A 23,905-nucleotide genomic window follows, 5' to 3' on the forward strand; every position below is an offset into this window, starting at 1 on the left:
GAACTGCGCATGATTGAATCGAAGGAGCAGCTTCAGGCTGCCGTAGAGAAGATTGGGGCGCTTAAGCAAGAGATAGCCAAAGTGATTGTCGGCCAGGAGACGGTCGTTGAGCAATTGCTGTGGAGCCTGCTGGCAGGCGGACATGCTTTGCTGGAAGGGATACCGGGACTAGGCAAGACGATGCTGGTACGGACGGTAGCGGACACGGTGTCACTGTCGTTTTCACGAATTCAGTTCACGCCGGATTTGATGCCATCCGACATTACGGGGACGACGCTAATTGATTTTGGCGCGCACGGCTCGGCATCCCAGCGTTTCCAGCCGGGACCGATATTCGGCAATCTGGTGCTTGCCGACGAGATTAACCGGGCTACGCCGAAGACGCAGAGCGCTTTGCTGGAGGCTATGCAGGAGGGGACGGTTACTGCCGGCGGGATCAGCCATGTGCTGCCAAAGCCGTTTTTTGTACTAGCCACGCAAAATCCGATCGAGCAGGAGGGAACTTATCCGCTCCCCGAGGCTCAGCTTGATCGCTTCCTGCTGAAGATCGGTGTCGAATACCCCACCAGGGAAGAGCTGAAGCAGATTGTGCTGCGCACCACCTCCATGACTTCTCCTGCGGCACGATCCGTTATGACGGGAGAGGAATTGACCGGTCTTCAGCAAGCGGCCAAAGGGCTGCTGGTCGCTGAGGATGTACTGGATCTGGCAGTCCGAATTGTCATGATGACGCATTCATCCGAGCACGACGCGCCAGATGATGTGAAGCGTTATGCCCGGTTTGGTGCGGGACCCAGGGCTCTCCAGGCATTAATCTCCATCGGCAAGGTTCGCGCGTTATGCAGCGGCAGAATGCATGTATCGTGGCAGGATTTGCGCGCAGCTGCTTTGCCGGTGCTGCGGCATCGCGTCGTGTTGACGTATGAGGCGCAGGCGCTTGGCGTGACATCGGACCGACTGGCGGAATCCATTCTGCAGTCGATTGAGGCCAATCGTTGAGCCGGGAGCAATCAACTGGTCCGGTGTCTGAATCTGGACCTGCAATGGGCTCCATGACTGCCGAGGAGTCATTCAGGCTCTTATTTCCTGATCCTGGCCTGCTGGCTGAGGTAGAGCGGCTTCGTCTTGCTGGCGGCAACCGGCTAAGAGGAACGATGGCAGGCAAGCGGCGGTCAGCGATGCTGGGCGGTTCGCAAGAATTTGCCGACTATCGCCCTTACGTGCCGGGAGACGATATCAGGCGGCTGGATTGGAATGTCTACGGTCGTACAGGACGCGCTTACATTCGCCAATATTGGGATGAGCAAGAGCTTCATGCAAACATGTATGTGGACGTCTCGCCTTCAATGGCGTTCTCGGGAGGCGCTGCTTGCACGAAGCTGCAATATGCCTTGAGGCTGGCTACGCTCATTTCGTACGCGGCGCTGGTCGGCGAAGATCGGGTAGAAATTCGTCTTTTCAATCAGAGCGGCATGATCGAGCATCTGCCTGCGATACATGGCAGACCTTCCTTCATGAAGCTGTACCGATTCATGGCGGAGCGTTATCGCGGCAGCCGAATGCCTCAAGAGAGAGAACAAGGAATAGCGAAGAGGGACACCCCCTCGGCTCCGGGCGTACAGACACCGTTATCAGATTTATCCGTTCCATTCCAGACGTCCGGGGCGCTTCCAAGACGCTCAGGCATCTCCTGGCTGTTCACGGACGCGATGTTCGAGAAGGGAATCGAGGAGACCTTGCTTACGCTTGCGGCTGCAGGCCAGCGGGTAGTTCTGATCCATTTGCTGTCGCCAGAGGAGCTTCGCCCTGATTGGACTGGCGAGCTGAATCTGATCGACAGCGAGCTTGCGACGGGCAAGGAGGTGGCGGTATCGGAGAGGCTGCTTAAGCAATACCGGGAAGAAGTGGCCGGCTACCGGGAGACGCTGCGCAAGGCTTGCACTGAACGCGGGGCGGATTATGCATTCGTCGATACGAGCATGCCCATAGAGAATGTTATTCGCGAGTTTGCCGCTATATATGGCATTTTGACTCGATAGCAAATTTGCAGGGTTACTTCTCATGATGATTATGGGGTTGGCTCTTTGTTCTTTAGGGAGATGGCTTGGCAGACATACGATTCAGAAATCTGCAATCTGGCAATCGTTCGTGGATAGCAGGAGTCGCAAGAAACGATAGAAAGGAGGAGCATGATGCAATTTCTGTCCGCAGCATCGGCATGGTTCTTCGTGTCACTGCTTGTCATTGCGGCTATGTATCTATTGAAGAAGACTTACCGGAATACGGAAGTGGCAAGCCATCTGTTATGGCGGCGGCTGCTGCAGGAGCAGGAGGCGAATCGTCCTTGGCAGCGGCTGCGCAGCCGCTGGCTCCTCCTTCTCCAGCTGCTTGCGGCAGCGCTGCTTGTCCTTGCTTTGATGGAGCCCGTCAGCATGAAGCCCTACAGCTCGGATGAATTGGCAGTGCTTGTGATAGACCGTTCGGTCAGCATGACGGCGTTAGCCGAGGCTGAGTCTGCGGCCAATCGGAAGACCAAATTCGAGCTTGCCATTGATGCGGCGAAGGATTGGGTTGACCAGCAGCCCGAGAATCGGCCCGTCAGGGTCATTGCAACCGGCGCTGTCCCGGCGGAGATTGCTTCCTCAGCGAACAGCCGTCAGGACTTGTACCGCGCGCTTGATGAATTGACTCCTTACTACGGGCGAACGGATCATACCGCAGCTCTTTCGCTTGCCGATTCCTTGCATTATGGACACAGCGGCGGCATTACGGTGGTTTTTACAGACGGCAAGTGGAGGGATGCGGAGGAAGCGAACGGCTTGCAGCTGTTTCACCCTCTTCAGGTTGTGACAGTCGGCTCGGAGTCTGCGGATCAGAATGGCTCCATCCTGCACTTCGGTATTCGTCCTGATGCCGGCAAGCCGGGGTATCACCATGCTGCGGTAACGGTGCGCAATGACGCTGAGCGGGAGAGGGAATATACAGTAGAAATCTATTCCGGGCATGAGGATCGCCCTCTCGAGCGCATAGCCGCGCGCAAGGTCAGCATTGCTCCTGGAGAATGGGGGAGCGTCGAGCTATCCGGCCTGGCCCCGGCTGCATATTACAAGGCTCAGCTGCTTCCTATGAATGATAGTGTTCGAACGGATAATGCGGCTTATGGGTTTCCGGTCATCCAGCGCAGCAACCAAGCACTTGTTGTTTCGAACGAAGGGAATATGTTTTTGGAGAAAGCGTTGCTGCTTTCGGGCGTTATCCCTGTCAAAGCGAGTGCCAGTTCGGCCCCGCCAAGCGGAGAGCAAGCGGCAGGGATTGACTGGATTGTGGTAGATGGCGCTTACGAGCAATTGCGGGATGATCAGGCGTGGGCGGCGCTGCTGGCGAGCAAGCCGCTTTGGCTGATTGATCACCCGTTGGCTGGCGAGAGATCGGCAGTGCCCAAGAACACAGTGGTACAGGCTCAGGAGCATGCCGTAACGTCTTATATCACGTTAGCGGATACGCATATCGGACGAATGTATCAGCTGGATCAAAGGGATGGGGACTGGGGAGAAGCCGTACTTATGTATGGGGGCGATCCGGCGATTCTTGCGGGAATCGTAGAAGGCAAACCCCGGCTCCGGTATACGTTCAAGCTTCAGGATACGGATCTGCCGCTTCGTCCTGAGTTCCCTGTTCTCGTCCTCCAATCCTCTCAATGGATGGGTGGCGGGTCGCAGGGCGAGCTTGGAACAGCTGCCGCCGGAGAGAGGCTTGCGGCATCGCTGCATGCGGAGATCGAGTATGGGGAATGGGAGACGGTGGAACAAGCAGGCGCCGGCACCATGCAGGAGCATCGTCAGTTGAAGGAGCGGCTATCCCTGTCGGATACGGGCGGCATGCTTGAAGCGCCAGAGATACCGGGATTGTACCGCTTGCTGGAGCGGGGGAAGAATGGCGAATTGCTCGCAAGCCGATATCTGTCGGTTACGGCTCATCCGGAAGAGCTGCTGCCTGCGGCTGAGCTTCAGCTGAAGGGTATATCCCAAGGGGGGCTGCCGGGGAGCAGCTCCGAGTCGACTGGCGATCTGCCGGCTGCTGCCAATCCGCTATTGCCTTGGGCTATCCTATTGATTCTAATTGTCCTGTTGTCGGAATGGGAGGTGTATCGTCGTGGGCATACAAGCTGATTACCCGTGGATGTATACCCTGTTAGTGCCATGGCTCGCCTATATCTACTGGATGTACCGGCATACGCCGCGCCTGAGAGGAGCCCGCAGACACACGGCTATTGCGGTTCGCTCCCTCATCATACTGCTGCTTATTGCCCTGCTGGCAGGGATTCATCCCTATCGATCCCTTGATCAACGGCATGTTGTATTTGTGGCGGATCGCTCCGCCAGCATGAACCATGATGCGCTTATCGGTTCCTGGATTGCGGAAGGATGGAGCGGCAAGTCAGAGCGGGATACAGGCGCCATTATCTCTGCCGGCTTGCAAGCCGTTACAGACCGAGCGCGCTCATCCCAGCAGCTTCCGAGCGAGACGGCATACGACTTCCGCACATCGTTGAATGCTCGGCATACCGACTTGTCGAGAGGCTTGCAGATGGGAGCGTCGTTGCTTGGCAAGGACGGCGGACGAATCATTCTCCTGTCCGACGGCGAGCAAAATGCGGGAGACGCGCTTCGCCAGTCGAGGCTGCTGAGAGAAGCAGGCATCCGTGTGGATACGGTCTATATCGCATCCGGACAGGAACGGGATGCGGCAATCGATGAGCTTCTCGTACCGCTTTCGATCAAGCAAGGAGAGACCTTCAGCTTGCAGCTTGCCGTGCAGAGCACCTTTGACGGAAATGCGGAAATTCGGCTATACGAGGATGACCGGGAGATGTCCGTCTCTACGATTCAACTGGAACGAGGGGAGAACCGGTTCTCCTTGCAAGGTGTAGGGCTGGAGCCAGGATTCCACCGGTACCGGGCGGAAATTCACGCGTCTGGCGACGAGCAGCCTGCTAACAATACGGCTTACGCCTTCAGCCGGGTCAGCGGTCCTCCTGCGGTCCTCATTGTGGAAGGGCAGCAAGGCTCTTCTGGCAACATCGAAGAGGCGCTTGCCGCATCGATGATCGGTTACGACACGATTGCGCCGGAACAGCTGTCTCTGGAGCTGGCGCAATATGCGATGTATGACAGCATTATTCTCCATAATGTGCCTGCGACCCGCATTGCCGAGAAACCAATGGAGTGGATTGGCCGCGCTGTCGGCGACTACGGCATAGGGCTCCTGATGCTTGGCGGGGAGGAGAGCTTTGGGCTTGGCGGTTACTTTCATACGCCAATCGAACGAGCGCTGCCTGTCTATATGGATTTGCAAGGCAGGAAGCAAATTCCATCGCTTGGACTTGTGCTGGTTATCGATCGTTCGGGCAGCATGTCGGACGGCAAGCTGGAGCTTGCGAAGGAAGCGGCAATCCGGACAGTGGAGCTGCTGCGAGATGATGACAAGGTTGGTGTCATTGCTTTCGATTCGGGACCAGCCTGGATTGTTGAGCCGACGGCGTTGTCGGAACGGGATGATGTTATTGCGAAGATTCAGGGCATACAAGCCGAAGGCGGTACGGAAATTTATACGGCACTAGCCGCCGGATATGAGGGCTTGCTGAATACGGATGCTCAGCGCAAGCACATGATTTTGCTCACAGACGGCCAATCCGCAGGCAACGAAGCTTACGAATCGGTGACCGCCGGCATGAACGAACATGGGATGACCCTGTCTACGGTCGCCATCGGCGATGGAGCAGACCAAGCGCTTCTGGAATGGCTCGCGAGCAAAGGGAAGGGCCGTTATTACTTCACCAATGATCAAAGCACGATTCCCGCTATTTTCAGCCGTGAGACGATATTAATGTCCCGGACTTACATTGTGGAGGGTGAATTGAGCCCAACCGTCGGCCAAGCAGGGGACTGGGGGCGATTGTGGCAGGATGGCGTGCCGCAGCTTCGCGCATATATTGCGACAACGGCCAAGGAGCTGGCTGAAGTGGCGCTTTGGTCGCATGAAGGCGACCCGATTTTGTCCCGATGGACATATGGCGCCGGACGTACAGTAGCCTGGACAAGCGATATGACGGGCAAGTGGGCGCCGGATTGGGTGACATGGAGCCGATTGCCGCAGGTGCTTGCCGAGTGGGTGAAGTGGACGTTCCCCCAATTCGACAGTTCGCCTTACCGTGCGAGGACGGAGATGAACGGCGGGGCCATCAAGCTGATTGTGGAGTCGACTGGCGGAGCGGATACCGTGCCGGAAGGCGGTCTTGCAGTCAGCCTGGAAGGCGAGGATGGCAATCAGGAGGTCAAGCGGCTCATGCCAGTAGCGCCGGGCCGTTATGAGACAACGATCCCTGAGCTTGCTCCGGGCGCTTATTTGTCCTATATCGGAGGGTACGGAGCCGAAGGTGCAGAACCTTCAGTAACAGGCGGGATCACGACAGGACTGGTTGTGCCGTATGCGGCGGAATACCGGATCGGCAATCACGAAGGGGAGGAGCTCCTGGCGAAAATCGCGAATCTCACCGGCGGCAGGACACTTAGTCTGGCAGAGGCAAAGGAAAGCTACCGGTTCCAGCCGGCTTCATATAAGCAGCCGTATGATTGGTCGCGTGAGCTTCTGCTGCTGGTTTTGCTGATGTGGCTGGCTGATATTGCGATTAGAAGGCTCTCCGTTCCGTGGGCGCGAATGGGACAAGCTTTGTATGCTCCGATTCGTAAAATGATGCCTTCGGGCAAACATGCAGAAGCGGCTGGCGTACCGAGCCGGCCGATCAGCCGCTTGAAGCAACGAGCGAGCGAGCGCAGCCGTTTTTACAACCAGAGTAATCGGAACGGATCTTCACTGAATACTGCTGAATCAGCCGCGGCCGCTCGAATCCAGGAGAGAGCGGAACCCGCAGAGCGGGACCAATCAGAACGTCTATCGGATAATCGCAGCGAAAAGAAAAAACCTTCTCAGACTGGAAGCCAAGCGCCAACAGAACGGGATGAAGCCGGCGAACCGCTTCGGGCGGAGAAAGCGGCAAGCACAGAAGCGGATGCCGGACGGAATGAAGCGGCGTCTCAGGCAACTATCAACAGGCTGCTGGCAGCCAAGCATAAAAATAAGCGTTAGCCAAAGGTTGTCATGGACATTCGTTCCTGTACACGATACAATGCTTTCGAATGGATGATTACGAGATGAAGGGTGATGAATAGATGTATCGCGAAATGACAACTTCCGAGCTGCAGGAGCAGCTGCAATCCGGGGTTAAACTAAATTTGATCGATGTGCGTGAGCCGGAAGAATGGGAGGAAGGCCATATTGCGGAAGCGAGATTGATTCCGCTATCCGAATTTCAAGCCCGTGCCCATGAAGTGCATGACGTTGAAGGCGAAGTCGTATTTATTTGCCGCAGCGGCGGCAGAAGCGGACGTGTATGCGAGCATTTGAGTCTCCAAGGCTTTGATGTCGTGAACGTAGCAGGCGGCATGCTGGCATGGAGCGGCGATGTCGTGACTGGCCAATAAATAAGGTTCAAGGAACGGGAGAAGGCGAATGAAGCCAGATCCCGTTTTTTTTACGTTTATGAAAGGCTTCGCAAGCCCAAAATAAGGATGTATGGACTTTATGTTAATTTTGTTTACATCATCCTGGCTCGCGTTATATAGTAAGGTTCAATTCAAATGTCAAAATGCTCGTTTATGCATCCGGTCTATATAAAGCCTGGCGGCATTTGCAAATATGGAGGAGGTCTCTATCATGACGAATCGGATGCTAACCTTGCCGAAAGTGGATCTGCACTTGCATCTGGACGGAAGCGTGAAGCCGGCTGCGATTATGGATTTTGCTCGCGAGATTGGCGAGAGGCTGCCTGTCGAGGAACCGGAGCTGCTGCTCCCGTATATGCGGGTAGAGGGTGAATGCAAAAGCCTGATTGAATACTTGAACAAATTCCACTTTGTCGGACAGTTTCTTCATACGCCATTTTCGCTGGAGCGTACAGCCTACGAGGTGGTAGAGCAAGCCTCTGCTCATCACTGCATGTATATCGAGGTGCGATTTGCGCCCCAGCTCCATCGGAAGCTGGGAATGACGGTAGAGGATGCCATTCAGTGCGTGGTGAGGGGATTGCAGCAAGGCGAACGAGATTTCGGCGTGACGGCGCGCTGTATCGCCATTTGCCTCCGGGGGCATTCGGAAGAGCTGAATCGCGAGGTGATTCGGGCGGCTTCGTTATTTTTGGGCAGAGGTGTTGTTGCCGTTGATTTGGCAGGTGCGGAGGCGGCATATCCGGCTGAGCTTTACCGGGATATATTCGCCATGGCCCGTGAGCGCAGTCTTCCGATCACCATTCATGCGGGCGAGGCAGCCGGGGCGGTCAGTGTTCGTACAGCTGTCGAGCTGCTTGGCGCAGATCGGATCGGCCATGGCGTACGGATGAGAGAGGATGCCGGCGTAGTGGAGCTGATCAGGCGCGAGCGCATTCCGCTGGAGCTATGCCCCATCAGCAACTTGCAGACCAAAGCGGTAGAAGGATTGGCGTCATACCCCATCAGGGAATATTTCGATCTCGGCATCCCGGTCACCGTCAATACCGACAATTTGACGGTATCCCATACAACAATTACGAAAGAATACGAGCTGCTTCATGCTGAGCTGAGCTTCTCTGAAGCAGAGATTGCCCGAATTGCGCAGAACGGAGCAGAGGCCGCATTCCTTCAAGGCGAGGAGAAAAGGGATTTTCTCGCTCGGTTCGATCAGCAGCTTGCGCTCTGGCAGTCGGAAGTTAGATAGCCAAGTCGTCTTTAATCAAAAGCGCGATGCGGATGCGCAAGCTATCTGACGGATTTCGAACCTGCAAGCCGGTCTGCTGTTCAATCCGGTTCAAGCGGTACAGCACGGTATTGCGATGAATATAGAGCCCTTTTGCCGTCTCGCCGATATGGCATTGATTATCGTAAAAGACGCGAAGCGTCTTGCGCCACTCGCGCTGCTCGCTCTCATCAATACCGCGCCATGTCTCGAACGTTTCCTGTAAAAATTTTTGTAAATCATCCACTGGAATCTGTCTTAACAAGTCGGTAAATTCCTTCGTATGATAATACTGGACAAACCGCTGCTTGTTATGGCTTCTGCCCAACCGGTAAGCGTCCAGAGCCTGCTTGTAGGCGTTTGGGATATCAGCAAGCTTATTGATCGGAGCGCTTATTCCGTACGACAAGCTTATGTCCTCCTCACCGGACAACCTCTCGGATATCCCCGCCAACAGCTGCGATAATCTCAGCTTCCCGTCCGCCGAAGAGCCAAGGAGCTCCTTGGCGGACAACAGGGCTATGCATTTGTCCTTCAAGGTGAACAAGACAAATGGCATGCCCAGCCTCCCGAATTCTTTCGTTAGCGAATGATAGAGAGAATCGTTTTCTCTCGCTCTCCGTTCAGCCGCTGCATGATCTTGGCCAGCGACAGTTCCTTCGTCGGTATCCCTTCCGCATACGACGCATAACATCGATTCCGCCGGGAAGAGGCCATATTGCTTGCCCCGATGGATTATTTCCTGCTCGGAAGCCATTTCTCCTTGAACCAGCTCCGTAAAAAACTCGATCTTGAACCTCCGGGCCCTGTCCTTGACCGCCTGCGTCTTTAGTAATTCAAAGCCTAGCACATGCGCAGCCTGCTCCAGCGCCAACGCATGCAGCTTGCGCATGACCCCCTCATTGGAAAAAGCGATAATATAGCCCGGACGTTGCGGCGTCGGTATGGGCTGAAGGAAGACATAACATGCGCCATCCGATGGCAGTGCGTTCATGATGGGATAGACGCCCGGTGCAAGCTGCTGCTTGGCGGCCTGCGAAATCCATTTGTTCAGAAGATGAATATTGGGCTTGACTGTAGAGGACAGACTGATCAGCTCCAGCTTGGAGCCGAGGATGACGACGGGGTTTGCGATTAATTGAGCCAGCTTGTCGACGATTTCCGACAGCCCTTCTCCATTCAGGATGAGATTGAAGAAGGTATGGTGGGTATCAAGCGCATAGCTGAGCTCTTCCGTCTTGTTCTGAAGGATGCTGCTTAGCGCACCGTTCAGCACTTCTCCAAGCGAATAATCGAGCGGCAGCTCCAGCAGCGGGAATCGGAGCCGGTTCGCTTCTGCGAGGACGGAGGAGGGAATCTCTTCGAGAAACCGGTTTGTCTTAATGGCGAGCCCTGCGCATCCGGTCTGGGCCATATGAGAAACTAGCGTATCCAATGATTCGGGATGGCCTTTCAACGCATAATCAGTGGTCAGCAGCAATTCGTTCGGCTTCAGCAAACGATTGGTATCCGGCACATCCATTATATTAACCGAGTTTACGCTCCGGTTCAGTCCCTCGGCGCCTGCAGTGAGCCGTGCGTTTTGCAGTGCCGGAATTTGAATAAGATCCTTTAACAGCATGATTCATCGCCTCTTTATGTAAGGTTATATAACATAATATACGGGATTCGGATGCGAATGTGAATAGCTTTTTTTCTTTCTGTTAGTTATTTTGCACGAATAGTCTCTGATTTTTTATTGATCTTAAACAATGACAATCGAAATCAAGCATCATATGATAGTTTCAAGCAGATGTATGTGATATAACATAACATTTATATAATTTCTGATCGGGATATCGTAGAGCGATCAGGCGAGGGGGAGTAGGGTTGGATCGTGCAAAACAGTCCGAGCCGCTAAGGAAGCAAGCCGCTTATTCGATAACCGGCTTTGGAAGACTGCGAGCGATAGGGTCCTATGCTGAAGGCTGCGCGACGATTAGTCCGGTATACCCGGAGGAGCGCCTGGCCTCGGAATTGTTCCAGAGGCGGTTCGGCTGGTCTCATCCCATTGCAGGAACGGTAGGCGACGCGATGGAGGCATTGCTGATCAGCTTGATTCGCCCTAGCGAGTCGGTGCTCGTACTGGTGAACGGCCCGCTTGGGAGGCGAATGGCGGATCTATGCGAGCGGCTGGGAGCTGATGTCATTCTAATAGAGCAGAGCTGGGGAGAGCCGTTCGATTCCGACGATATAGAGCGGGAGCTGAGGAAGCACAGGCCATCCCTTTTGGCAGTTGCCCACGGTGAATGGGTGACGGGGCGATGCCAGCCGCTTGATGGAATCGGCAAGGTGTGCGGGGAGCTCGACATACGTATTGTCGCCGATTGTACGGCAACAGCTGGTCGAATGCCGATCCGATCGGAGGAATGGCATCTGGATGCGGCGTTCGGATCGATCGGAGTCGATACCGACGGCACGCAAGGAACGACGATCGTATCATACAACGATCGTATACTGGCAAAGCTGCTGCATCGCCGATGGGGAGATTGTCCGTTTCTTCAGCTATGCGAAGACTGGAGGAACGCCAAGCGATACCCCGCATTATTTGGAGAACAACATGCCTCTGCGGAGTCGGCTCTTCAGCAATGGATGGATGATGGCAGACGTAACGGTCAGATTGCAGAGGAGAGGCTTCATGCCGAAGCTCTGGAGCAAGGCATGCACGCGATGGGGCTTCTTCCGGCAATGGATACGGAGAGCAAGCTTCCGTATGCGGCTTGTGCCTGGGTACCGGGAGGCGTGGATGGTAAAGAGATTTCACGCAGGCTGCAAGAAGTGCGGGGATTCAGGCTGGATCAGATTGAACGGCGTCACTCCAACGCTTACTGGTCGGTTGCGGCAATAGGGAAGCAGTCGGATAGATGCCGCGTTCTGGAGCTGCTCGCCGCGCTGGAGACGGAGCTGCTGGGGGCGGGATTCCGCTTCACGCGCGGGAGCGCGGTGCAGGCGGCGACTGAACGATATGGAAGAGAGCCGAGACGGCGCATGATGGATATAGGAGGAATGATACATGGTGAAGCGGCATGCGAATTGGAGTAACGGCGAACAGGCGGCATTTGTAGAGCGATACGGGCGTTTATTTGATTGCTCGCCATGGGTAGCGGAGAAGGCATGGCATTGCAGGCCATTCCGAACGCGGCAAGAGCTGCTGGCGTCGATGGCGGTAATTGTGATGGAAGCCGAGGAATCATTGCAGCTTCAATTGCTTAGGGCACATCCTGAGATGGGTGCGAAGCTGCGAATGACAGCAGCTCCAACGGATGAGCAGCGTGGCGGGCTGGATCGTTTGGAGCGTGATGAGGCGTATATTTTCCAGCGCATGAATACCGTATATCGGGAGAGGTTCGGGTTTCCGTTTATTATGGCTGTGAAAGGGCTGACGGCCGATATGGTAGCTGATTCCTTGCAGAAGCGGATGATGAATACAGCAGAACAAGAGAAGAGGCACGCTTTGCTGGAAGTATGCAAAATCGCAGCATTCCGACTTGCGCATGTGGAGGAGGACTCCGTTATTGGCTAGCGGGCGGGGGGGGGGAATGATGGGCGGTAGACTGACGACGCATGTGCTTCATACGGCTAGCGTTCTACCCGTCGTCAATGTCGTGGTCGGGCTTTTATATGAAAATGCTGACCTGGGATCTTATCTTAATCATTCTGGTATGGTTGGCTGCCGGTTGGCGAGCGCAACATGTCTGCTTCGGAGTTCAAGGTACGGGGTGTGCCTTATGAGAAAGCAGTGGTTCTAGACCACTTAAGACAGGGGAGAAGGATGCGCTATGGCGATGGAATTGGCAGAATGCAAGGATGCCGGGTTTGCGAGTGTATGGCAGCCCGGAAGCGTGGAAGAGGCTTGGCGGCTGAAGCGGAGCTTCGGGGAGAAGTCCAGCTACGCAGCTGGCGGCACGCTGCTTCGCATGCAGAGGCATAACGGCATCAGACCGGAGCGGAAACATCTGATCAGCCTGCTCGGCATTCCGGAGCTGCATAACCTCCGGTTGTCGGACGGGGCTGTCAGCATTGGCGCGGGTGCAGCGCTGAACGAATGCCGCCGGCATCCGCTGCTGAAGCGGCACGGCGAGCTGCTGGTCACCGCAATTGACCAGATTGCGGCGCCAGCCTTCCGTCATCTGGCTACGATCGGCGGCCATGTATCCAGCCTTGTCGGGGATGCGGTGCCGGCGCTCATGGCAATGAATGCCCAATTGGTCATCTTTCGCGGGAGGGGCTGGAGCCGCTGTCCCATTCTGGACTGGATTCAAGGAAAGGGAGGCGCGCGCGAGCCGGGTGATTTGCTCGTGAGAGTGGAGATTCCGGTCGTTAGTGAACGCGATACGGACCGTGCGCAGGAAGAGATGTTCGCCTTTTATGAAATAGTAGGCCGGCGGGAAGTGTTCATCCCATCGCTTGAGACGGTTGCCGCGCAAGGCAAGATAGCTGAGGACGTGCGCATTACTGAGCCGCACATATTGGCGGAAGGCGGCACGGCCCTGCCAGACCGGCAGATGGAGGCGGAGCGGACGATAAACGGAACGACCCTTAGCGACCATATGCTTGGGTTAATCCATGAAGCGATTAAAGGACAATACATGGCGGCGGAGAATCTGTTCGCAGGTTCGGCTTACCGGAAGGAAGCTACCGCGAATCTGATCTCTGCACAGCTATGGAAGATGATAAAGCGGAAGTAATCCACCACAGGGCAGGTTCTCGGACTGAACCGGCTCGGCATTATCCAGCCGGATCAGTCTGTCCTATGTGAGGACATAGATCGTTACGTCGGCAATGCAATCACTGCCTTACTCGACGATTCCTGGGCGCAAGCGGCATAGGCCCTTTCGCTTATTGAAGTCCCGCCTATCCCGGTGGAGAATGCGAATACACGAGTTGCTGCTTATGCATGCCTTAAGGTTTATGGTATGATATGGGTAAGCGTCAGCGATCCGATGAGCAAGCAGCCGGTGCCAGAAGCCAGAGCTGCTGCCGCTTGATCTGCAGGCAGAATTTCATTGCAAGTGCGACTGGCACAGTACAGCCAATCGCAGAATGCTGCTGGAATTCGGCGTGACATTCGGAACATTATAAGGTGTGCCAAAAGCGTCGCGTTGCCGGAACTTCTTCCGGTACGCGCCGCTTTCTTTTCAAATGCGGGGGACTTAAAATCCTGCGGGATCAAGACAGGACATCAAGGCTCGTACGCACGCAAATCGACTTCAGGATAGGTGATTGTTATGAATATACGAAAAATTAGATTCCACGAACCAGATCATACGCCATCGAGCGAGGATCGGGACGAATACGAAAAGGATTACGCGAGGCTCATCCAATCGCCGGCTTTCCGGCGGCTGCAGGGTAAGTCGCAAGTATTCGGCGCGGGCTCCGGGGATTATTACCGGACGAGGCTGACCCATTCTCTCGAAGTGTCTCAGATAGCAAGAGAGGTTGCCCGCAGACTCGGCAAGACGTATCCGTTTCTAGCGAATAACGAGCATCCCGGATTGAAGCTCGTACCGGAGGTTGTGGAATGTGCGGCGCTTGCGCATGATCTGGGGCATCCGCCGTTCGGGCATAAGGGCGAGGAGGTGCTGGATCGGATTTTGAGGGACCGGTATGGCGTGCCATATGAGGGCAATGCGCAAAACTTCCGCATCCTTATGTTTCTGGAGAAGCGGGCTGGCAGTGAACGAGGATTGGATCTGACGGCGGCCGTCCTGCTGGCAATCAACAAATATCCGTATAACATGGATGAGCCCGGTCGGATGAAGGGCGTCTACCCGATGGAATGGAAGGGCATCGAATATTTGCGGGATCTATGGGGGATGCCGGCAGGCTGCAGTACGCTGGAGGCGCAGCTTATGGATCTTTGTGATGACATTGCCTATTCCACCCATGATATCGAAGACGGCATCCGTGCTGGCAAGATCCTCCTGACGGAGGAGTTTGTCGAGGATGATCATTTGGTAGAAGGAGTCGTGCGGGAAATCCTGGATGACCCTGCCAGTATAGCGGCGGTACAGTGGGAGAGCACGAATCTGAAGGCGATGGTGCGCCGGGTGCTGGAGAGCTATTATCTCGAGTGGAAATCAATCTTCGTCCAGTACGGACGAGAGACTTCCCGCACACGCCGGGAGATGAAGGCCAGATGGGTAAGCAAGTTCGCGAGCGGCGTCGGTATTATCGACGACCCGAAGACCGGCTGGAAACGCGTGACGTTCGTCAAGGAAGGCGCCGAGGATTTGGAACTGCTGCGTACGATGGAAATTTTGAAGAAGCTTGCTTGGGTGACGCTGATCAAAGATTTTCGGGTGCAGCGGCTGCAGAAGCGCAGCGAAAACATGCTTATCCGGCTATGGGACAGTCTGGAGCAATACGATACGGGCAGATTGCTCTTGCCGCCGGATTGGGTGGAAAGCTATGACAACCAGAAGGGCGAATGGCCATGGGAGCGGGTTGTCGCTGACTATATTGCCGGCATGACGGACGCTTATGCTGAGAAAGTGTACACCGAATTATTCGCAAGCCGTTCCGGTTCGATCTACGAGCGGGATTAAGAAGCGCTATCTATAGATTCCAATCATGCAATCCGTCTTGCGCTCATATAGTGTAAGGCGGCGGTACAGGCCCCGGCGTCGCAGACGTTCGGGGTTTTTCGCTGATTGGAGGTTAAGTGGCCATGATGGATACGGGTAATCGGAATGGATATAGCCAGGAGCTGGATTTTACGATACAGGGGATGAGCTGCGCGGCATGTGCAGCCAGAATCGAGAAGACACTCAGCCGGATGGAAGGCGTAACGGAGGTGGCGGTGAGCTTTCCGCTGCGTACTGCGTGGGTGCAGGTAAGCGGCGGTCAAGTCACGAAGGAGCGGCTAGCGGAGAAGGTGGGTCAGCTCGGATTCAGCGCCAAGCTGAACGAAAGCGCAAGCGAGGGGCTGCACCGGGAGCGGACCTGGCTTCGCCTTCGGCTTATTGCGGCGATCCTGCTAACGTTGCCGCTAATGGCCGACATGGCGACGCATCTGCCGGGGTTGCAGCCGGTTGCCGAGCTGCTGCCGGATATTCTGTTTTTGCCTTGGCTGCAGCTCCTGCTTGCGACGATTGTTCAGTTTGTGATCGGGATGCCGTTTTACTTTGGCGCCTATTATGCGGTCAGGCAGCGGAGCGCCAATATGGATGTGTTAGTGGTGATCGGGACGACGGCAGCCTATTTGTATAGCCATTATGTCGTTTTTCGAGACGGGTTGTTCGATGGCGGGACGCATGGGTCGCCTCTGTACTTCGAGACGTCCGCTGTCGTGATGACGGCGATATTGCTGGGTAAATATATTGAAACGTCCGCCTCATTAAAGGCTCAACGGGAGTCGATCGGCTTTGATGAGCTGCGGGTGCAGTCGGCGCTTGTCGAGCGAGGCGGGACGGTCACTTCTCTGCGAACCGAATATGTGCGCAAAGGGGATATCGTCCATGTGGGTGAAGGGGAATTCGTGCCTGTAGATGGAATGATCCAGCATGGCGAGTCGACGCTGGACGAATCGCTGCTGTCGGGCGAGAGCGCTGCCGTCGCCAAACGAGCGGGAGACGGCGTGTGGGCAGGGACCCGCAATGGTTCCGGCAAGCTGACGGTTGTTACGGGAGCGGCCGGTCACGAAACCTTGCTTAGCCGTATCCAGGAGCTTGTTCATCAAGGCCAGCGGGCGAAGTCTTCGCTGCAATCGCAAGTAGACGCCGTCGCCAGCTGGTTTGTCCCCGCCATGCTGATCGCCGCGGTCTTGACCTTGGCCATATGGGGGCTTGCGATCGAGCCGGGCAACTGGAGCAAAGCGGCGTTATGCGCCATAGCTGTCCTATTGGCGGCCTGTCCGTGCGCGCTTGGTCTTGCCGCGCCGATCTCGCTAGTTATTGCATCAGGGCGGCTCGCCAAGCGGGGCATTGTTGCCAAGGAAGCGGGCGCGGTGGAGCGGTTGGCTTCGATTCGTACGCTTGTGCTGGACAAAACAGGCACGCTGACCGAAGGTAAGCCAAAGGTCAGCTTTGTCGGTCCGATCGGGCTTGGCCGTTCATCTCTTCTTCGATTGGCGGTTGCGCTGGAGTCAGAATCTTCGCATCCGTTAGCGGACGCCATCCGGGATGAAGCGGGAAGAATTGGGCTTGTTACGCCTGATGCGGAGCGAATCGCTTATGCGGCGGGAGGAGGCGCACAGGGATGGATACGCGGTGTACATACGGTGATCGGCAATGCTAGATATGTCGGGAGTCTTGGACTTGAAATATCGCCAGAAGCAAGGCGGCAGGCATCGGAGCGGGAGGCGCATGGAGAGACAGTCGTTTACGTTATGGAAGGAGGGGCTTGTTCAGGCGTAATGGGATTCAGAGATCGGCTCAAGAGCGACGCCGCTCAGATGGCAAGAGAGCTTAAGCGCTTGGGCGTCCAGCCGATCGTCGCAACAGGCGACCATGCAGCTCCCGCGAATGCCGTCGCCAAAGCGCTGGGCGTTAAAGAGGTCCATGCTTCCATGCTGCCAGAGAGCAAGCTGGCGCTTGTCGAGCGGTTGAAGCGGGGAGGCAAGCGGGTCGCGATGGCAGGCGACGGCTGGAACGATGCGCCTGCGCTGGCTGCAGCCGATGTGGGCATTGCGATGGGAAACGGCACTTACGGCGCCCTTAATGCGGGGCATATCACGCTTATCTTCTCCAGGCTGCAGGCGATTACGGAGGCGATCCGCCTTAGCCGACTGACGATAAGGAATATCCGGCAAAATCTCGTATTTGCGCTCTGCTATAATGCCGTCATTATTCCCTTTGCGGCTATCGGCTATTTGGAGCCGTGGATGGCGGGTACAGCGATGGCGCTCAGCTCTGTATCGGTCGTTGCCAATGCGCTGCGGCTAGGCCCTCGCATGGAACGGTCTGCGGAGAGGAACCGCTAATGTCGCTCAGCCTGAACGGAATTGGCCTCATTATGTTGACGGGATTGTTCAGCGCTCCTCATTGTATCGGTATGTGCGGCGGCATCGTATCGGCCGTGTCGCTGCAATCGGCTGCATCTGCCAGACGATCGATGCTGCTCTATAACGTGGGTCGGATCGTTTCCTATTCGTTGCTAGGGGCTGCTATGGGGGCGGTTGGCTCGTTTGTCGATGTCGCCGGCAAATTCGCGGGGATCAGAGGGCTTGCTTCCATTATTGGCGGCTGCTTCGTCCTGCTATGGCTATGGCGGAAAGTGCAGATCCCGTTCCTGAACCGCTTGTCAGGGAGGCTTCATCAGGAGCTAGCTTCCGGCGTACGTGTCTCCGAGCGCAAAGAGACGGCTCACTTGCTGGCAACGGGCTTTGCATTCGGCTTCCTGCCATGCGGCTTGACCTATGCGATGAGCATGAATGCTGCGGCTACCGGCTCATTGGCGGAGGGGGCGGTCGTGATGGCTTTGTTTGGCCTTGCGACTATGCCTGCCCTTGTGTTCGCCGCTTCAATCGCTGCGTTCGCCAACAAACGTTGGCGGCGTTTCATGCGTCGAGCCGGCGTCGTGACAGCCGTCGCCGTCGGCCTGATCTCGATTCTAAGAGGACTTGCCGCGAATGGAATCATCCCGTCCGTATCGCCGTGGCTATGGTAGTTCATGATAGGCTCGGCTGGTGAGATAGTGTTGTGTGACACGCTTAATCGTGCGGAAACGGCGACACTGGTAAAATAGTGTTGTGTGACATTTTTAATTGCTCATAACAAGTGAAAATGGTGAAATAAGGTTGCGTGGCACACCAATTCGCCGAAAACTCCTAAAATGGCAAGCTTCAATAGACCGCTTTTAGCGTTCGGGTTACGATGGCGTCTCGGTCGCCGTCGATGGTCAGCGAAGCTTTCCATAGACCAGGCATTAACGGCACCCCTTCGCCAGAGTATACGCCTGGCGCCGTCTCGGTTAAGGAGAAATCGAAATCACCGCAGACCATGCTAATCATCTCCAGCTTGATATCGAGCTGCGCTCCCTGTAGCGGGTTACCCGAAGCATCGCTTAGTTTTAACTGAAAGGTGTTGTTGGCGAGGACGGTGGCGGGATAATCGACAATATTCCATTCCAGCTGTCCGCCGTTATAGCTGTGTACAGTAATGGCGGCATCCGCAGAGATAGACTGAGGCCTAAGCATGAGCACGATCATTGCAGCGACGGCTATCCCTGTCGCGAAAAATAATGTCCAAGAAATCCAGCTTCTGCGGCTGGAAGGGGATGTGTGATCCGACGAGTTTACAGCTTTGGTCATCTTAATGCCTCCTTATACGATGAGCAATCATACATCTGTAGAACAAGTAATCCGAAGTTGCCCAATGAACATATGGTCGCATAAGGAGGTTCGAACACTAGATCGTTGGCTGCCCGTTATACATTACCTATGTCGGAAGATGAGCGGTTTATGCCTTGCTGAGCTTGGCCGAACGTCAGTGTGATCGCGCAAATGGATGGACAATTGCGGGCGGGAAGTGTATAGTAACTACTGATATTTTAATAGTTGAAAGCAATGAGGTGCTTTGCGAGGCGCAGCATGTCAACCACAGCGGACAAGCTTGATGTTCGCCTGCGTGTCGCAAAAGCTTAATAGGGAAGCCGGTGCAATTCCGGCGCGGACCCGCCACTGTAAGGAGGGCATGAACACGAATCTGCGATTCATGTGTGCCAACGCAGCCGTAGTACGTCACTGAGCGATCAGCTCGGGAAGACGCGGTGTGCGACAATCCGAGCCAGGAGACCTGCCTTTTTGTATGAACGCTGTTACCTACGTGGACTTAGGGAGGTGTTGGAGAGGCATGTTTCGCTGCGCGTATCGCGGCGATTGACACGGGCGTTTCCGGCACAGGGGCCGGGGATGCTTTTTTTTGTGTCCAAATGCAAGATGCAGAAGCAATTCTGCAATAAAATTGACGATCTGATACAGGAGTGAATGAGAAAATGAAGGTAATATCTTGGACAAAAATGAAAACAGCCGTAAGCCTGCTGCTCATTATGATGATGGTAGTTCTGGCGGCATGCGGTGCGACCACAGATACAGACAAGGGCGCAGCCAACAGCAATAACCAGACCGAACAGGGCGCATCGGCATCCCCAAGCCCGGAAGCAACGCCGGAGCCATCGGAGGAAGCCAGTCAGACGACCTATCCATATGAGGTAACCGACGCAACAGGCACAGCCCTTACGTTCGAAAAAGCGCCAAGCGCTATCGTAACACTGGTGCCTAGCGAAACCGAAACGATATTCGCTATCGGTGCAGGCGCTCAGGTGGTAGGTGTCGACCAGTGGAGCAACTATCCGGAGGAAGCATCTACCATCGCCAAGGTCGGCGATATGACAACGAATATCGAGGCTGTTACTGCGCTTAATCCCGATCTGATCCTGGCTTCGTCTTCCATGAATGTCGATGCCATTGCGAAGCTGCGCGAGCTTGGACTGAATGTCTACGCAACAAATCCGAAAACCTACGATGAAGTAGTTGCCAAAGTAGAGGAAATCGGTAAAATTATGAATATGCAAGCTGGAGCCGCAGAAGTTGCGGATCATATGCGCGAAGTGAAAGAGCAAGTGACGACGGCGGTTAAAGACGCAGAGAAGAAAAAGGTTTACCTGGAGTTTTCGCCTGGCTGGACAGTTGGCTCGGGAGAGTTTTTGGACGAGCTTCTGACGCTGGCTGGCGGCATTAACATCTCTGCGGCTCAGCCTGGCTGGTTCGAAGTTAATGGCGAAGAAGTCATAACGCAAAATCCGCAGCTGATTATTTACCCTGATTTCGGAGAGGAGAAGAGCTCCATCGTCGCAGGAATCGAGTCGCGTCCCGGCTGGGATGCTATCGATGCGGTGAAGAACAATCAAATGTTCGCCGTAACCAACGATCCGCTTGTGCGCGTTGGTCCTCGACTGGCGGACGGACTGCTTGAGCTTGCGAAAGCGATCCATCCTGAGCTTGTCAAATAAATGTTGCGAATAAAAGGAATAACGTATGGAGGAGCAGCTTTGCTCCTTCTTGCTGTTTCTATGATAGCTAGCCTGTCTATCGGCTCCGCAGGATTGTCCTTTGTGGATGTATGGGGCATATTGATTCACCAGCTTCCGGGAATGCCTGATCCCGCCGACAAATGGACAAGCGGGGAAATTGCGATCGTGACGCAGGTGCGGCTTTCGCGGATTTGGCTGGATGTGTTGGTTGGCGCTTGTCTTGCGCTGGCGGGAGCAGGATTTCAAGGAGTGCTCCGCAATCCGCTAGCCGATCCCTATACGCTTGGCGTTGCATCGGGCAGCTCTGTCGGGGCTGCGTTTATTATTTTGACAGGCATGCAGCTTGCGCTTGGCCTCTGGACGATACCGGTGGTCGCGTTCGCTACGGGGATTCTAACCTTGCTTGCGGTGATCTGGCTATCACGCAGCAGGGGCGTCATGCAGATCGAGACGATTATTTTGTCAGGCGTCATTATTCAATCGTTCCTCGGGGCGTTCGTATCGCTTATGGTATCGATGTCGCAAGGAGTCGTCAACCAGATCCTGTTCTGGATTATGGGCTCGCTGGCTCATAGAAGCTGGGAGCATGTATATATGATGATTCCATTCCTGGTCATCGCGCTGCCTATTCTGCTGTACTTCAGCCCATCCTTGAATCTGTTCACGCTTGGCGAGAGGCATGCCTCCCATCTGGGGGTTAAGGTGGAGCGGACCAAGCTGATTGTCATGATCATATCTACGCTGCTTACAGCTGCGGCTGTGTCGGTGTCCGGTGTCATCGGATTCGTAGGTCTCGTGGTGCCGCATCTCATTCGCCTGATTGTAGGGCCGGATTATCGGCTTATTATTCCGCTTGCAGGCATCGGGGGCGGGATCTTTATGTTATGGGCGGATACGCTGGCACGCAATGTGCTCAGCCCCAAAGAATTGCCGCTTGGAGTCGTAACGGCGCTAATCGGCGCTCCGTTCTTCGCCTATTTGCTGCACCGCAGGATGAAGGTGGAAGGAGGGGCTAAATCTTGAGTCTGGTTGCCAAGCAAGTCGGTGCTCTTATACAAGGAGCGTCTGTGCTGGAGGCGATATCGGCTACGTTCGAACGAAATCGCATCTATGGCATTATTGGTCCCAATGGCGTTGGCAAATCGACACTGCTCCATATCTTGTCCGGCTCAGATGCGCCATGCTCGGGGACGGTCACGCTTGACGGCATTCCGCTATCCGATATGCCGGGGAAGACACTGGCCCGAAGGCTTGCTGTCTTGCAGCAAGGCGGGTTGCCGCCAGTTGGATTTACGGTACGCGAAGTGGTGGCTATGGGGAGATTCCCCCACCAGAACTGGCTTGGCGGAGAGCCGGAGGATCCCGAGTCTATTATAGACGGGGCGCTCCATGCAATGGGGTTAGTCGACCTTCAAAGCCGCAAGCTGCATCAGCTAAGCGGCGGAGAACGCCAGCGTGTGGCGTTGGCGAAGCTGATGGCCCAGCAGCCGGAGATCCTGCTCCTGGATGAGCCGACTACCTATCTCGATATCGGCTATCAGATCGAGCTGCTGGACACAGTGAAGGCATGGCAGAAGCGTAAAGGCCTTCTTGTTATCGCCGTATTGCATGACTTGAATCTGGCCTCCTTATATTGCGATAAGCTCATCGCCTTGCACAAGGGACGGATTACGGCGGAGGGAACGCCTGAAGAGGTGCTGCAGCCAGTCGTGATTGAACGGCTGTATGGAGCGAAAACGACCCTCATCAAGCATCCCGCAACGGGAGTGCCGCAATTAATATTGCAGCCGGGATCAGAGTAAAGCTGTGCCAGATACGTTAGTCAGGCTTAGCTGATACGAATCCATGTAAATCAATCGAAGCTGTTCAGATTTGGAGGCAACACACATAAGTAAGCGAGCATTGTCGTCGATGCGGGAGTTAGCTTAGTCTAGCGAAAACGGCAAACGGAAATAGATCAGCCAGTTGAGGGGGAAGTCATAAGCATGAACAATACCGAACTTGAGGAGCGTCTCTTTGCAGTCCTGAGCGCGATTCCGGCTTTCGATGAAGAAGCGGCCCGCCGGGCGGAGCTTCATTCCGATCAATTGACGAAGCCGCCGGGCAGCCTTGGCAAGCTGGAGGCGATTGCGGCTCAGCTCGCAGGAGCGACAGGCGAGCTATGGCCGGATTTGTCCAAGCGGGCGGTCATAGTGATGGCCGCTGATCATGGCGTATGCGTGGAGGGCGTCAGCGCTTTCCCGCAAGCGGTTACGCCGCAGATGGTTCATAATTTCTTGAGTGGCGGCGCTGCTGTCAATGTTCTGGCGCGCCAGGCAGGGGCAGAGGTGGTATGCGTGGATATCGGTGTCGCAGCCGAGCTCAAGCATGATAATCTCGAAAGCCGCAAAGTCGTATGGGGTACCCGGAATATGGCGAAGGAAGCCGCGATGAACCGGTCGGAAGCCGTTGAAGCCATTATGACCGGCATTGCTGTCACCCAGGCGCAAATCGCGAAGGGAACGCGATTGTTTGCAACAGGGGAGATGGGCATCGGCAATACGACAGCGAGCGCTGCTATCACATCTGTCCTTGCGGACCTTTCACCCGAGCTGACCGTTGGCCGCGGCACTGGCATTAATGACGGTGTGCTCGCCCATAAGGTTGAAGTGGTTAAGCGCGCAATCGAGCTGAATCAGCCGAATCCCGGCGATCCGCTAGATGTTCTCGCCAAGGTAGGCGGCGCGGAAATTGCCGGTCTTGTCGGCGTTATAATCGGATCGGCAGCGAATCGTTGTCCGGTCGTGATAGACGGCTATATCTCCACGACGGCGGCGCTTGTCGCTTCCAGGCTGTCGCCGCGCACGGTTCCGTATATGCTGGCTTCCCACTTGTCGCATGAGCTGGGCCATTCCAGGCTTATGGAGGCGATCGGCTTGTCTCCGCTCATTCATCTGGAGATGAGGCTGGGCGAAGGCACGGGAGCGGTACTCGGCTTCCATCTGCTGGATGCTTCGCTTCTTCTAATGCAGGAGATGGCGACCTTTGACAGTGCGGGAATATCGAAGTCATAACCGGGAGGAAGGCT

At 55.4% G+C, this 23,905-nt stretch carries 18 protein-coding genes, 2 pseudogenes and 1 riboswitch; of the genes and pseudogenes, 18 read left to right on the plus strand and 2 right to left on the minus strand.

What is annotated here, in order from left to right; genetic code table 11:
• The first annotated feature begins 9 nt into the window (after positions 1-9).
• The 6 genes from AC0YNW_RS04540 to add all read left to right on the plus strand — a co-directional run bounded on the left by AC0YNW_RS04540 (position 10) and on the right by add (position 8,808).
• Positions 10-999, plus strand: coding sequence for an AAA family ATPase (locus tag AC0YNW_RS04540; protein ID WP_475830898.1), 990 nt, complete (start codon positions 10-12; stop codon positions 997-999).
• The gene (locus AC0YNW_RS04545; protein WP_475830899.1) at positions 996-2,039 is read left to right on the plus strand and encodes a DUF58 domain-containing protein; all 1,044 of its coding nucleotides are present in this window, start codon (positions 996-998) and stop codon (positions 2,037-2,039) included. Before AC0YNW_RS04540 ends, AC0YNW_RS04545 begins: the two co-directional genes overlap by 4 nt.
• Positions 2,040-2,189: 150 nt before the next feature.
• Positions 2,190-4,169 (plus strand): BatA domain-containing protein, encoded by a 1,980-nt coding sequence (locus tag AC0YNW_RS04550; RefSeq protein WP_475830900.1) that lies wholly within the window; start codon positions 2,190-2,192, stop codon positions 4,167-4,169.
• The gene (locus tag AC0YNW_RS04555; RefSeq protein WP_475830901.1) at positions 4,153-7,146 is read left to right on the plus strand and encodes a VWA domain-containing protein; all 2,994 of its coding nucleotides are present in this window, start codon (positions 4,153-4,155) and stop codon (positions 7,144-7,146) included. Before AC0YNW_RS04550 ends, AC0YNW_RS04555 begins: the two co-directional genes overlap by 17 nt.
• A gap of 83 nt (positions 7,147-7,229) precedes the next feature.
• Complete coding sequence (locus AC0YNW_RS04560; protein WP_387474914.1) at positions 7,230-7,541, plus strand: rhodanese-like domain-containing protein; 312 nt, start codon at positions 7,230-7,232, stop codon at positions 7,539-7,541.
• 232 nt (positions 7,542-7,773) lie between these two features.
• Positions 7,774-8,808, plus strand: coding sequence for an adenosine deaminase (gene add, locus AC0YNW_RS04565; protein WP_475830902.1), 1,035 nt, complete (start codon positions 7,774-7,776; stop codon positions 8,806-8,808).
• On the opposite strand, the gene AC0YNW_RS04570 is transcribed toward add, so the two are convergent.
• Positions 8,801-10,447, minus strand: a complete 1,647-nt coding sequence (locus tag AC0YNW_RS04570; RefSeq protein ID WP_475830903.1) for a PucR family transcriptional regulator — start codon at positions 10,445-10,447, stop codon at positions 8,801-8,803. The two genes, add and AC0YNW_RS04570, sit on opposite strands and share 8 nt — an antisense overlap.
• A gap of 248 nt (positions 10,448-10,695) precedes the next feature.
• On the opposite strand from AC0YNW_RS04570, the gene AC0YNW_RS04575 reads away from it, so the two are divergent.
• The 8 genes and pseudogenes from AC0YNW_RS04575 (at position 10,696) to AC0YNW_RS04610 (ending at position 18,474) form a co-directional block, all read left to right on the plus strand.
• On the plus strand, positions 10,696-11,907 hold the full coding sequence (locus tag AC0YNW_RS04575) for an aminotransferase class V-fold PLP-dependent enzyme (RefSeq protein ID WP_475830904.1): 1,212 nt from the start codon (positions 10,696-10,698) through the stop codon (positions 11,905-11,907).
• Entirely contained in the window at positions 11,879-12,388 is a 510-nt protein-coding gene (uraD, locus tag AC0YNW_RS04580; protein ID WP_475830905.1) for a 2-oxo-4-hydroxy-4-carboxy-5-ureidoimidazoline decarboxylase, read from the plus strand. The genes AC0YNW_RS04575 and uraD overlap by 29 nt, the downstream gene beginning before the upstream one ends.
• A gap of 256 nt (positions 12,389-12,644) precedes the next feature.
• Positions 12,645-13,553, plus strand: a complete 909-nt coding sequence (locus AC0YNW_RS04585) for an FAD binding domain-containing protein (protein WP_475830906.1) — start codon at positions 12,645-12,647, stop codon at positions 13,551-13,553.
• Positions 13,554-13,556: 3 nt separating this feature from the next.
• Positions 13,557-13,664 (plus strand): annotated as a pseudogene (locus AC0YNW_RS04590) (hypothetical protein); the annotation flags it as partial.
• Positions 13,665-13,827: 163 nt separating this feature from the next.
• Positions 13,828-13,947: pseudogene (locus tag AC0YNW_RS04595) on the plus strand (aromatic ring-hydroxylating dioxygenase subunit alpha); the annotation flags it as partial.
• 146 nt (positions 13,948-14,093) lie between these two features.
• Positions 14,094-15,413: a deoxyguanosinetriphosphate triphosphohydrolase family protein gene (locus AC0YNW_RS04600; protein WP_475830907.1), complete on the plus strand. Its 1,320-nt coding sequence runs from the start codon at positions 14,094-14,096 to the stop codon at positions 15,411-15,413.
• 122 nt (positions 15,414-15,535) lie between these two features.
• Positions 15,536-17,788 (plus strand): heavy metal translocating P-type ATPase, encoded by a 2,253-nt coding sequence (locus AC0YNW_RS04605; protein WP_475830908.1) that lies wholly within the window; start codon positions 15,536-15,538, stop codon positions 17,786-17,788.
• A complete protein-coding gene (locus AC0YNW_RS04610) occupies positions 17,788-18,474 on the plus strand; it encodes a sulfite exporter TauE/SafE family protein (RefSeq protein ID WP_475830909.1) in 687 nt (228 codons plus the stop codon). Before AC0YNW_RS04605 ends, AC0YNW_RS04610 begins: the two co-directional genes overlap by 1 nt.
• A gap of 175 nt (positions 18,475-18,649) precedes the next feature.
• Here the strand turns inward: AC0YNW_RS04610 and AC0YNW_RS04615 are convergent, their stop codons facing one another.
• Complete coding sequence (locus AC0YNW_RS04615; RefSeq protein WP_475830910.1) at positions 18,650-19,117, minus strand: FixH family protein; 468 nt, start codon at positions 19,115-19,117, stop codon at positions 18,650-18,652.
• Positions 19,118-19,405: 288 nt separating this feature from the next.
• A riboswitch (cobalamin riboswitch) is annotated at positions 19,406-19,623 on the plus strand.
• Positions 19,624-19,800: 177 nt separating this feature from the next.
• Between AC0YNW_RS04615 and AC0YNW_RS04620 the strand changes: the two genes are divergently transcribed.
• The 4 genes from AC0YNW_RS04620 to cobT all read left to right on the plus strand — a co-directional run bounded on the left by AC0YNW_RS04620 (position 19,801) and on the right by cobT (position 23,891).
• Complete coding sequence (locus AC0YNW_RS04620) at positions 19,801-20,817, plus strand: ABC transporter substrate-binding protein (RefSeq protein WP_475830911.1); 1,017 nt, start codon at positions 19,801-19,803, stop codon at positions 20,815-20,817.
• On the plus strand, positions 20,818-21,861 hold the full coding sequence (locus AC0YNW_RS04625; protein WP_475830912.1) for a FecCD family ABC transporter permease: 1,044 nt from the start codon (positions 20,818-20,820) through the stop codon (positions 21,859-21,861).
• The gene (locus AC0YNW_RS04630; RefSeq protein WP_475830913.1) at positions 21,858-22,640 is read left to right on the plus strand and encodes an ABC transporter ATP-binding protein; all 783 of its coding nucleotides are present in this window, start codon (positions 21,858-21,860) and stop codon (positions 22,638-22,640) included. The genes AC0YNW_RS04625 and AC0YNW_RS04630 overlap by 4 nt, the downstream gene beginning before the upstream one ends.
• Before the next feature lie 183 nt (positions 22,641-22,823).
• Positions 22,824-23,891, plus strand: coding sequence for a nicotinate-nucleotide--dimethylbenzimidazole phosphoribosyltransferase (cobT, locus tag AC0YNW_RS04635; protein WP_475830914.1), 1,068 nt, complete (start codon positions 22,824-22,826; stop codon positions 23,889-23,891).
• Positions 23,892-23,905: the final 14 nt, after the last annotated feature.

It is taken from the genome of Paenibacillus sp. J31R120 (assembly GCF_056269225.1).